Source organism: Blautia sp. MSK.18.38, assembly GCF_024460535.1.
GTDB classification, from domain to species: Bacteria; Bacillota; Clostridia; order Lachnospirales; family Lachnospiraceae; genus Blautia_A; species Blautia_A fusiformis.
In genome coordinates this window covers 15,133-26,291 of the sequence record NZ_JANFYP010000006.1, presented here as the reverse complement: position 1 = coordinate 26,291, position 11,159 = coordinate 15,133, and the positions used below count along the sequence as shown (strand labels likewise).

General features: G+C 42.3%; 9 protein-coding genes. 1 reads left to right on the top strand and 8 read right to left on the bottom strand.

What is annotated here, in order from left to right; genetic code table 11:
• Positions 1-249: 249 nt before the first annotated feature.
• The 4 genes from NE638_RS05375 to NE638_RS05360 all read right to left on the bottom strand — a co-directional run bounded on the left by NE638_RS05375 (position 250) and on the right by NE638_RS05360 (position 3,420).
• Positions 250-1,053 carry a hypothetical protein gene (locus NE638_RS05375; RefSeq protein ID WP_021652251.1) on the bottom strand — a complete coding sequence of 268 codons (804 nt, stop codon included), beginning with the start codon at positions 1,051-1,053 and terminating at the stop codon, positions 250-252.
• Between the two features lie 16 nt (positions 1,054-1,069).
• Positions 1,070-1,888, bottom strand: coding sequence for an ImmA/IrrE family metallo-endopeptidase (locus NE638_RS05370; RefSeq protein WP_173745880.1), 819 nt, complete (start codon positions 1,886-1,888; stop codon positions 1,070-1,072).
• The gene (locus NE638_RS05365) at positions 1,888-2,265 is read right to left on the bottom strand and encodes a helix-turn-helix domain-containing protein (RefSeq protein ID WP_015527351.1); all 378 of its coding nucleotides are present in this window, start codon (positions 2,263-2,265) and stop codon (positions 1,888-1,890) included. The genes NE638_RS05370 and NE638_RS05365 overlap by 1 nt, the downstream gene beginning before the upstream one ends.
• Positions 2,266-3,120: 855 nt before the next feature.
• Complete coding sequence (locus tag NE638_RS05360) at positions 3,121-3,420, bottom strand: hypothetical protein (RefSeq protein WP_110104167.1); 300 nt, start codon at positions 3,418-3,420, stop codon at positions 3,121-3,123.
• Positions 3,421-3,774: 354 nt separating this feature from the next.
• Here NE638_RS05360 and NE638_RS05355 point away from each other — a divergent pair, with 354 nt between their 5' ends.
• A complete protein-coding gene (locus NE638_RS05355) occupies positions 3,775-4,062 on the top strand; it encodes a hypothetical protein (protein WP_173745879.1) in 288 nt (95 codons plus the stop codon).
• On the opposite strand, the gene NE638_RS05350 is transcribed toward NE638_RS05355, so the two are convergent.
• Genes NE638_RS05350 through NE638_RS05335 form a run of 4 tightly spaced genes read right to left on the bottom strand, consistent with a single transcriptional unit; the run spans position 4,052 to position 11,112 of the window.
• The gene (locus NE638_RS05350; protein ID WP_244094805.1) at positions 4,052-5,710 is read right to left on the bottom strand and encodes a helicase C-terminal domain-containing protein; all 1,659 of its coding nucleotides are present in this window, start codon (positions 5,708-5,710) and stop codon (positions 4,052-4,054) included. The two genes, NE638_RS05355 and NE638_RS05350, sit on opposite strands and share 11 nt — an antisense overlap.
• 38 nt (positions 5,711-5,748) lie before the next feature.
• Positions 5,749-6,936 carry a DEAD/DEAH box helicase gene (locus NE638_RS05345; protein WP_173745878.1) on the bottom strand — a complete coding sequence of 396 codons (1,188 nt, stop codon included), beginning with the start codon at positions 6,934-6,936 and terminating at the stop codon, positions 5,749-5,751.
• Positions 6,914-8,215 carry a DNA cytosine methyltransferase gene (locus NE638_RS05340; protein WP_173745877.1) on the bottom strand — a complete coding sequence of 434 codons (1,302 nt, stop codon included), beginning with the start codon at positions 8,213-8,215 and terminating at the stop codon, positions 6,914-6,916. The genes NE638_RS05345 and NE638_RS05340 overlap by 23 nt, the downstream gene beginning before the upstream one ends.
• 26 nt (positions 8,216-8,241) lie before the next feature.
• A complete protein-coding gene (locus NE638_RS05335) occupies positions 8,242-11,112 on the bottom strand; it encodes a DEAD/DEAH box helicase (RefSeq protein WP_173745876.1) in 2,871 nt (956 codons plus the stop codon).
• Positions 11,113-11,159 lie beyond the last annotated feature (47 nt).

The following is an 11,159-nucleotide window of genomic DNA, read 5'->3' as shown; positions in this document are numbered from 1 at the left end:
AAATGAAATAAGAAGAAAGCCCTGGAAGCTGCAACTTCGAGGGCTTTTGATTTTTTTGTTATAAACACTTTAATTCTTTTTTGCCTGCGAGCATTATAGCATATGCGATTTTTCTTCGCAATATACTCTGTATACTTTTTAAGATGTTTCTGTTTTTACTGAACTCTTTGCTTCTATCATTGCAATAACTTTCTCCGCTGGTTTCCCAACTAGACATGTGATTGTTGGTATTCTTTAACCTGTTTTCACTTACCGCTTGTACCGCAACATACCATTTTTCAATTCAATAAATTTTCCGTTAAAGATTTCCTGCAACACCTGTCTGCATGGTATCCGTTGCAATCTTCTAACCTCAGACGCTTCCATTACTCGGAAAGTAGTTTGGTGATGATCTTGATAAAATGCAATGAGCGATTCAATATACGGCTCAGCATCTTCAAACGTCCAGTTTGCTTCCTCCTTCAAACGCGAGAATACCGATACCAGACTAATACATCGAACATCTTCAAAATTTGTAGCGCCATTCCGAGCATTTCGGTCATCGGAGCAGAACACATAAATCTGCTCCCCAAGCATCACCGACAAGACCTGCAACAGCACAAAAGACTTGATTTCTCCAAGATTATTTTTCTTGCCCACTTCGATATCGAGTCGTTCAAGCTCTTTCAAATAATCCTCTCTCGATATCGCCGTGTAATCAGCATCTTCCAATGCTCGATAATGTTCCGAAAAGTAATCTTTAGAAAAAACATCACAGGCCAATTTTAACATCTGTGTATAAGTCGCACACGCCAGCGGCCCTCGTACATGTGACAGGCTTTCAAGAATTTCTTGATCCGTGTAGCTTTTTATCTTTTGCGCGCCAATCTTTTCGCTCAACCAGATTGGCGCATCAGCATTATACCGATTAAGTTCTGTTACGATTTGCGCATGACAAAAGAACACATATTCCGGCAATTCCATGACCCGGTCAATCAAATGATTATCGCCGCCATCTTGAACAGAGTGCGTTTTGGAAATGAAATCGGTATCTAGCAGTGCATATTTTTTCACTTCGCTTTGACACCCCTCAATCCAAACCGTACTCTTTTTTCAGTTGAGTAATGTAAGCCACATCGTCATTTTCTCTGGATTCTGTCAGATACTCATGCTGTCTGTTATACTCAACTTTCTCAAGGAGTGTGCCAAAAGATTCTGTTCCCCTGCCATCAAGCTGCCAGCGCTTTGCCTTACCTATCAGTGATGCCCTTTTCATTACATTCGCAGAACTTATCTCCAGCAGCTTTTCAGCCTGCTGGTGGGATATGTTTCCACTTTCAAACAAGCGCAGTACAACTGCCTTGTAGGGCATAGCAAACATATCCATAAGTATCAAAACGGAATCTACCGAAACCAAATCTTTATCAATTCCATACAGTAGAATTTGCTCATGGAGAAGTTGATCCGGCATCAAAAGCAGACCTGCGAAGGCATTAGCTTCCAAGTCCTCCTGTGTTCTTCCTGTTTCATCACCTGTTGCCGAATCCAGCATAGAACCATTTTTTATATAGCTCTGGTCTGCATTTTCTACATAACAGTAGATATGATACAATTCATGCGACGCAGCGAAAAACTGCTTACATAGTGGAAGTGCCGTATTTACGCACACAAAAATCGTATCCTGCTTCAAAAAAGTCAATGCCCATAATTCATCATCATGAATTGGAAAACGAAGCAGTTCCAGTGCAATTTCTTTCTTTCTTGCATAGTTCTGTATAACAGCAAAAATATTATCTTTGATAATAGAATTACCGACATACTCTGCCGAAAACTGCCTGACAACAAATTGAATTTCATCAAATTTCCTGTTTTGGCTTACAAAAAGGCTATCTTTCAGAACATTGTTCATCACTTATCCTCCCAGAGCTGCTCCATCTTTTTGCCATTCTCGCATGCCCTAGTGTGGAACAGAATCATGTCGGACAGTTCATCCGCAAGCCGGATTCCCTTTCTTGCTTCTTCTGTTTTAACACGCCCCATAAACGCATGAATCACATTCGTATCCATCGGCTTTTCTGGCATCTTCATCAGAGAATCCATCGACACATGCAGATATTCAGAAATCTTATGAAGTTCAATCGCATTGATTGCTCTTGCACCATTCATAATTTTGCTCATTGTCTGTTTGGAGACTCCAATTCCTTCTGCCAGATCAACCTGCTTTTTGTTTTCTTTTTTCAGTTCAGCCTGAATGTTGTTTGCAATTATCATATTTACATCCAGCATATAATCGCCTCCTGTTCTTGTACTTATATTATACGCTCTTTCACATAGAATATCAATTATTTAGAGACTGATCTTAGTTTTTAATTTATTTTGTCGCTATTTTAGTTACAAGTCATCGCTAACCTTCAGAAGAGTGGTTTACACTAACGCTATAAACCTGTATTTTCCTCATTCAAAAGACCTTCTACAACCTCAACAGAGAGATTTCTATGATAGAACAGCTCATTGCCGAAGCAACAAAATTTGATTTCAAAGTTGCTCTCAAAACGAATCCACCAAAAAACCGGTTAAAAAACACCCCATTGCTTTTCCAACGAGGCTTGTAATTGTTGCAGGTCGACAAAATGCTTGTTTCTACACCCCTTGACCTTTCTTTCTTGTTTATAATGAGAAAGAAAGAAAAAGAAAGGAAAGGCAACCTTTTCAAATCTGGATCGAACTGACAGAAGAGATTATCCAGAGGATGCAATCAGAGAATCTTTACTGAACAGCATTGTTCACCGTGATTACTCTTTCAGCGGAAGCAATCTGGTCAATGTCTATGAGGATAGAATCGAATTTGTCTCTCTTGGAGGTCTTGTATCCGGTCTGGAACTGGAATCCATTTTCCTGGGTGTTTCATAATCGAGAAATCCGAACCTTGCGGCTGTCTTCTCCAGGATGAGATTGATTGAAAGTTATGGCACAGAAATCGAAAAAATTGAATGTGCATATAAGAATTGACCATCCCCGCCAGAGTTTGAAACGGCAAAAGGTGTTTTCCGCGTAACACTTCCCAACAGGAATGAGCAGCCGGAAACGAATGTCCGGATATCTAATAAAGCGGACAAAGATATTTCACTGAATGAACAGAAATTACTCATTCTTCAATATACACTGGAAAACGGCAGTGTTACAAGAAAAGAAGTTGAAGATTTGATTGGTGCAGAAACAACAAAGGCTTTCCGGTTGCTTAAGGAACTTTGCAAAGCTGGCAAACTTGAGCAAAAAGGAAGCGGCAGGTTGAGCACCTACATTTCCAAATAAAATCATTGTACAAAGGAATATCTCGGCAATGAAATCAACTTTATGAGCTAGGTAAAAAATAAACTGTCTGAATCCCATGCTATGCACAGAACTCAGGCCGTTTAGCTTTTGTTCATCTTCCCATCTCATTTCCAACTCGTCCAAAAGCGAATGCCTTTTAGATTTTCTTCGCAATCGTAGACAGCTCCGAAAAAGAGCCTCATGACGGTGAAGAAAAAATCCAGAGCTGTGTTTCTTTCCACTTAGCCTTCGTTAGTTTCTTTCTGTCCCGAACACACCTTTTACCTGAATTCTGAAATCCAGCTTGTTGTTGGTCAATCCCTGCATGAGCTACACATTCTTATATCTGGGCAGGAAGATTGGACTGATAGACTGAATATCTTGCTCATTAATACAATGAGCCGTCATGAACTTTTTCGTCATATGGGGCTTTATATCTGACAGTACCTGTGACATAGAATCCTTTTTTTCTTCTATGAACAAATGACCAAGGAAGAAATTCAGGCATCGATTAAGTCGATAATGTTTTCTGGTTCAGTTTGCGGTATTGAAATATATGCCTGCCTACGCGATGAAAGTGGATACCAAACCAAAAAAATCAGAGCAACAGATAAGTTGCTTTCTAGCACAAAAGATAAGGTGGCAGGTTTTATCAATTGTACCTATCTTGCAGATGATGCCGAATTTGATACATCAGAAAATATTGCAGACAATAAGAAAGAATTTTATGAGATTAGTCTGATAGAGAACTATAGACCCTTTAGTATCTAAGTTCTTTGGATTGAGTTGCTAACAATTTCCAATTGCTTATAAAATCATCAATCTCATGTTCGGCATCGGCCTTAGCAGAAGGCTTGATGATGTTCAATCGATTCATGATAAGAGCCTTCACTTCATTAAGCTGCTCATCGGTTAGCTTATCAATAGCTGCTGCTCCATCATTACTTGCAAATTCCGGATAATGCAAACGAATTGCAGAAATAACCAGCGCATGCAGCACGCGATCTCTTGCACGCGCAGAAAACGGTGTCGCTGTTGTACCTTCAACAAAACGATATAGCTGAGCATGATAACCGGTAAAATTCTCATAATGAGACAAGTCGCGGGGACGATAAGGGTTATATAGAGTAACTACTAGGCCTGGATAAGAACGCCCGATACGGCTAGTTGCCTGAATGTATTCGGAGTTCTGTTTTGGCTGACCAGTTACCACCATAAGCCCAAGCCGATCCACATCCATACCAACAGCAATCATATTAGTTGCAATTGCCGTATCTAAGCAATTTCTATCTGTATATGGAGTTTCCAACTGACTTAGTTTCTTCGGAATGTCATAAGAAGACATGCGGGAAGTAATTTCAACCTTATGATTAAGGAAACGCTGCCTACTCATTCCATATTTCTTCTTAATGCGCTGAATTCTGTCAGGAATATCATCCTGTAGTAATCGAACGGCACCGCCGAGTTCTCGAATACTGTTATAATACCCAACGAGGGTATAGTAAGGGTCAATAACATCCTTGTACTCATCATCCAGCGAAAGATTATAAGCACTTTGAAGGATAATCGAATATACACGCAGCAAAGCTGTCTTTACAGACTGTCCAGGCGCGCAGACACCAACGTATCTTCTAAACGGATCTTGTTCAACCGGCACCTCACGAATATAGAAACTGTCACCGATTTCAAACCCATTTGGTGGAAATTGCGCAGTTACTTTTCTGCCATATAAGCATTTTGTCTGCTCAGCAGCATTTTTGATAGTTGCCGTAGAAACAACATACTTTGGCTTTATTTTCTTTTCTCCTATCGTATAGGAACACAGATCTTCAATAACTGTTTCATATGCACCGTATACGGTTCCCAGAGGTCCTGTGATAAGATGCAGCTCATCTTGGATAATCAGCTCCGGCGGAAGGAATGGTTTAATCGATCTAAGTGTAGATGTGGGTAACTCTTCTGTACGATTATGCCGAGCATGGTCTGCTACAAGTAGCTGAATGCCAGCGCGGATTCTTCCAAGAGCTTCTATACATTTATTTATTACTGTGTCGCCAATTTCTTTCTTGAACTTAGCATCATCCATTTTTGAATCATGAATCAGTTTTTTCTGAATCCAATCCTCATAGGAGTTTGCCAAGACATTCAGCCGGTTAATGATGTCGTCTTTTTTCTTTGCAACAGAAAGGGTTCTCATAGAGAAGAAGAACGGGTCAAATCCTTCCAAAGCAGCGCTAACACCTGGAAATTCGTACTCTGGAATAAATGTCGATACAATTTCAGAAGCACGTCCATTTTTATTGGCTTTCCAAGTTGCTGCGCAACCACGTCCCCTTCCTAAAATAGGTCGCTGGGCAAAGTAAAATTCATCGACGGCAAGAATTTTTCTGCATATGTGCTCTGCCACGAAGATATCCATTTTGTCCTGGGAATAGGCACGCAAGTTGACTTGGAACATCATTCCAGCAATATCACTCTCAGGATTTTTGCGCTTGCCATTTCAAGAATATGCCTTACAATCTTAAGTTCAGCTTGAATAGCCTGTTTCTTCTCTGCTGTTTCTTCATCATCGTATTCGTTGAAACCATCCTCGTCGATTTCATCTTCTACAAACCCCCAGAATAAATCGAAGCCCTCCTGGGCATAAGCAGATTTAGTGCCTTCATAGAGTTTTTCAAGACGTTTTTCTAATACTTCAAAGGTCTCTATCAAAGCAAAGCTGGAAGATGCCAGCAACTTTCGAATAACAAGAATAATCAGCCCACGATTCGCATTCGGAATAGAATACAGCGGATCACGACGCAGAAAATCATTGGTCACATCATAGAGTTCTTTTTCTTCTGTGCTTAGATGGAAATCGACCGTAATACAGGTTCTCTTGCTGAAGGCCATGTATTTTCCGACATCGCGTCGAAGGGTGCGATATAACACTGGAAGAAGTTCCTGTTTCAATTCCTCATAATCACAGCCATCCACAAATCGACGGTTGAAAACCTTTTCTGACCCGAAAATACGTGGATCGATAAAGGAAACCAGTCCATGAAGATCTGTAAGGGAATTCTGTAACGGCGTAGCAGTCAAAAGAATTTTAGGAATCCCATGTGTCAAATCATATAGATTTTTTGCCCGCTTTGTGCCATGAAAAACATTCCGCAGATTATGAGCCTCATCAATAATCAGGAAGTCCCATTTGACATGGGGAAAACGCTTAATTAGTTTCGATGAATAATCATAAGAAGCAATGACAATACTAACCTCATCTGCGTTTCCAAGGTGAGTTTGCACATTGGCAAGATCATGCTCAACCGTGTACCGATCCAGAATGACAGCTTGACGTCCAAACTTTTCTAAAAGTTCTACTTCCCATTGCTTTCTCAAAGTAGCTGGAAGAGATATCAGTACCTTTTTTGCTCCGTTATCCAGAACATAGTTAAGCACTAATCCAGCTTCGATTGTTTTGCCCAGACCAACTTCATCTGCCAGAATGATACCGCCTGTCTTTAATGCTTGAATGGCCGCACAAAAGGCATTGACCTGATGGGGATTTGGCTCAATATCCGCATTCAGTAGACATTCAAATGGAGCCTTGGCCAATTGTTGCTTCTTATACCAGCTATATTGTTCAAGTAGGAGATTGCTTTCCATCGATACCCTCCTTACTTAATTCATTGGCGATTCCTTCTGCGATGCCTTTAGCCATTAACGTAGGAACGGCATTGCCTATCTGTACAAATTGAGCCGTTCTCGGGCCTTCAAAGAAATAATCATCCGGAAACGATTGGATGCGAGCGGCCTCCCGGACAGTAATCGAACGGTGTTGCTCAATATCCGGATGAATAAAGTAATGTCCATCTTTTGAGATATGAGCCAACATGGTGTGGCAGTACGCCTCGTCTCCCTCTACAACTTTAAATCGATCCAGAAACGATTTTCGGTTTTTGTGTGTCTTCAGTTCATCCGGCAAATCATTATAGTTCAGACGTTTGTGCCCATCATTCCAGAGTTCAATTGTACGCCGATAAATCTCAATGTCCCTGTCTTTATTGGGTCTTGCGCAATGATGCGTCAGAATGTCAGAATCCTTGCGGATTCCAGTGCTTCTTAAATAATCGCTGAAATCATCTGATCTGTATTCACCCGATTTCCCTCCTGGCTGCAACGCTGGCAGATCACTGAGAATATCGTTAACCGTAGCATCCGCTATTGTCTGCTCAAACTGCGGATAAGAAAGCCCGGTATTCTTCAGCCACCCGACAATGATCATTCTTCTTCGGTTTTGCAGCACACCAAAATTCTTTGAATTTTGCTCATGGCATTCAATCTCATAGCCCACGGAACGCAGCGCTTCCTGGACTTTCAGCCAGGTTGCACCACTGTTTGCTGACTTGATTCCCATAACATTCTCAAAAACGAACATCTTTGGATGATATTTCTGAAGGAATCTCGCATACAACTTATAGAGATCATTTCTAGGATCCGCTGACATCGGTGTTTCCATATGCTTGCTTTGCGCCCTTCCCACCAAAGAATATGCCTGGCAAGGCGGTCCACCAATAATGACATCTACTTGCTTGATGCCTCTTTGCGTAAGGATCCTATCTATATTTTCAAATAACCTTGGAAGAGTTTCATTTGACATCGTTTCACAAAATACGGATTGTAGCTGCTCCTCGGGAATATGTTGCAGAAATTCGTCGCGGGTGATTTTTCCGCTAATATAATCCTTGTAGATATCAAGTTTCCCTTGTGCTTTGAGATAATAGTATCCCGTTCGTGTTTCCAATGTTTGAGCAGCATATGGGTTCATCTCCACATGCGCTACAGGTGAAAAGCCCGCTTGGATGAAGCCTTCGGACAATCCACCAGCTCCTGCAAATAAATCTATAAAATTGTAAGAGCCTGTTGTGGCGTTGATACGTTCCATGATGAACCCCTATCTGTGTAATTAATTTAGTCTTCAAACACACCGTCTGTGTCAAAAATATGGTCTAACTCATCCGTACTGATTGCGGCAAGCACCTTATTGCGGATACTGCCTTTTGCAAGATCTAACCGCTTAAAGCGATTTTCTCCTGCTGCGTCTTTTCCAATACGTATCAGCTGCACTCTGCCAATTCTTGGTTCATTTGCAGCATAGTTTGCAAGTCCCTTAGCTTTGCCCAAGTTATCCTTGAAATCCGGATTGTGAGGTTCCAAAATATCAACGATGTACTTGAGAATTGGATCTTGGCGAACAATGATGAAATCCGGATAAAGCTCCTTGCATTTCCCGTCCATTTCATAAGGCATCCGCAGTGACCAAGACTGTCGGGACGGATTACGCAGCCAGCAAACATAATCCTCTCGTTTTTGCTCTTCTGCCAAAACAGCCTGTTCCCAGCCATTCAACTTAATTTTTGCTATTCCATCTGCATTGGCAAAAAGATGATCCGTGTACTTTATTCCATCTGCTTCAACCTTGGCACTGATTGTCTCCGGAAGAGTAAAGTTGTGCTTACTGATTTCATCGCCGTTAGCAACAATATCGCTATACTGCTTTTGACACTTCTCCGGTTTAGCTACAATATATTTACGATACTGGTCGTTCAATTCATGGAACTTCTTCTCAGCGTATTTATTTAATTCCGCAATACACTCGCTGTCGAATGCGAACAGAATACAATCCACCTTAAAGGCGTTCGGATTGTCGAAGTCGATATATTTACGCCCATATGCCAAGTGGAAACCACATCCACCCATTTTTGCGTCTGCTACTCTTAGCTGACGATCAAGGTCCGACTCGGATGCAGTAAACATATCTATCTGGTTATCGCTTTGTATTTTCTCACCGAAAACATCGAATATCTGAACAGACAGTTTCATCTTCATGACTTGCTTTGTAAGCTCGTCATATTTTCCAGCATCATGCAAACCGTTCACATAGTTGCGGATAAGTTCAGCAACATCGTTTTTCACATCCTCAGCCGCCGTAATACAGATATTGAACTGCGATAACAGCCCTGCCAAGCTCATCAAAGACTTCAAATAACTATTGATTTTTACCGCACGGACGATATAAGTCAGATATCCCTGTTCATTGATGAACTTTGTAATTCCTTCACGATCTATTGTTGGAAGCATCGACATCTGCGATACAGCCGGTGTTAGCACTGGCTGCTCTTTTTTCTCAGATTGGTCACCTTCACTGGTTCTCTCAATTTCTTGACCTGCATGCACATCGTTTCTAGGCACTGTTTCCAGTGGAATCGTCTGGTGTTGTCCTTCTGCGGGAAGTTCTGAATCTACTCTACCTTGGTTCACTGCCACAACTCCAGAATTTGGCATATCGCCAACTGCTGTGGAAGGTGCCACAGCAGGCTCTTCTTGGAAGCCATTCGGATAATCAAATATGCTCAACTGCCCCACCGTCAGTTTTTGCGTTTTCTTTCGCTGGTTGTGAACCGACCATGTATCATAGTTCTGCTCCTCAAGAGATTCACCATCGACAACTGTCGGAATCTCTCCACCTTCGGTTGCCTGCAATTCATCAATAACCTTTTGGACGGTATCCTGGTTGAAATACGGAAGGAATAGCCGCACATCATTTAAGGAGTCATCCACGAGAACATGACACTGAAGCGGTGTACGAACCATACGTCCGAGCAGCTGCGCAATATAGGTTGCGTCTTCCGCACGCCGGAAGGACATCATAGTTTCTGCACGAGGGCAGTCCCAGCCAGTGGACAGATTTTCCTTAAATAAGACAACACGAATGCGGCGATCTTCTGCGATCTCGGATGGCTCGATATGCGGCACGGTCAATCCGTGAATCGACAATGTGCCCGTTGAACCGAAGGTATGCACGACTTCATTTTCCTTGAAGCTATCGCCCATACGTTCTTCGATTTTCGCAATTACATCGTCCAGATCGGTGTCGGATACTTTCGTACCGGAACCAGCGCAGACTTGGATAACAAACACCGGATTTACATTGGTGTAGTGCTGCTCATAAGTATACTGATACCAGTGCTTGCACTTATCCTGCCATTCGTCTGTTGCAGCCTGGAGAACAGCCATGTCGCCGTGTTTGATTGGATCCTCCGGATAAGTGATTACAATACGATCTTTCAGCAATCCAGATTGGCGAACCTGGGCCGGGGAAATAACAACCTTATGCAATGTAGAGTTTGTTGCCTGCCCAACAAGGGAATTAAAACGTTCGGCGGTCGCGCTCATTCCGATGACGACCGGAATGGGCGACAGATTCTGCTCGCTGCTTCCCTTGATAAATCGCTGCATGATGGTAGTAGCCGTTCCCGCCTGGCGTCCCTGCATACCGCGGTGTGCCTCATCAATAATGAAATACAGACGGTCAGCTTTTTCTCTTGCTGTATTTTCAATGGTCTCCCAAATCGTATACTGTCGCGTATCCGAATGGCGGCTCAGATTACCGGCCTTGCCAAGTTTTTGCGTATTCAGGAAATAGATATGACCGTCCTCCAGAATCTCTCGGTCGAAAGATTCATCCGAAATCACTACGCACTGATCCATGCGGACCTTATCTGCCTTCAGCTCGATCTTCTGCTTGGACTGCTCATTCAGCTGCGGAGAATCCGAAAGCCATACAAAAATGGCCTCCGGCTGTTCAGTAAACTGCTCTGAACCGTAAAAAATATCTTCAATCAGGGCAGACATGATAATCGTTTTGCCAGAACCCGTTGGTGCCTGGAGTGACACCACCTGAGGGATTTTCAGCATGCGATAGTTATTCAGAGCCATCGCCACGCGGAGGCGCATTTCATTGACCGCCTGTTTTTGGAATGGGAATAATTCACAAATCATTCTTAGTTTCTCCCTCTGTTCACACGAAAGTGATCTAAGTAATCCCG

What these genes read in the sequence shown, in the direction of transcription:
- NE638_RS05370 (WP_173745880.1), bottom strand. Translation starts at nt 1,888, where the DNA reads ATGAACAATGTTCTGAAAGATAGCCTTTTTGTAAGCCAAAACAGGAAA.
- NE638_RS05365 (WP_015527351.1), bottom strand. Translation starts at nt 2,265, where the DNA reads ATGCTGGATGTAAATATGATAATTGCAAACAACATTCAGGCTGAACTG.
- NE638_RS05360 (WP_110104167.1), bottom strand. Translation starts at nt 3,420, where the DNA reads ATGAGATGGGAAGATGAACAAAAGCTAAACGGCCTGAGTTCTGTGCAT.
- NE638_RS05355 (WP_173745879.1), top strand. Translation starts at nt 3,775, where the DNA reads ATGACCAAGGAAGAAATTCAGGCATCGATTAAGTCGATAATGTTTTCT.
- NE638_RS05350 (WP_244094805.1), bottom strand. Translation starts at nt 5,710, where the DNA reads ATGGATATCTTCGTGGCAGAGCACATATGCAGAAAAATTCTTGCCGTC.
- NE638_RS05345 (WP_173745878.1), bottom strand. Translation starts at nt 6,936, where the DNA reads ATGGAAAGCAATCTCCTACTTGAACAATATAGCTGGTATAAGAAGCAA.
- NE638_RS05340 (WP_173745877.1), bottom strand. Translation starts at nt 8,215, where the DNA reads ATGGAACGTATCAACGCCACAACAGGCTCTTACAATTTTATAGATTTA.
- NE638_RS05335 (WP_173745876.1), bottom strand. Translation starts at nt 11,112, where the DNA reads ATGATTTGTGAATTATTCCCATTCCAAAAACAGGCGGTCAATGAAATG.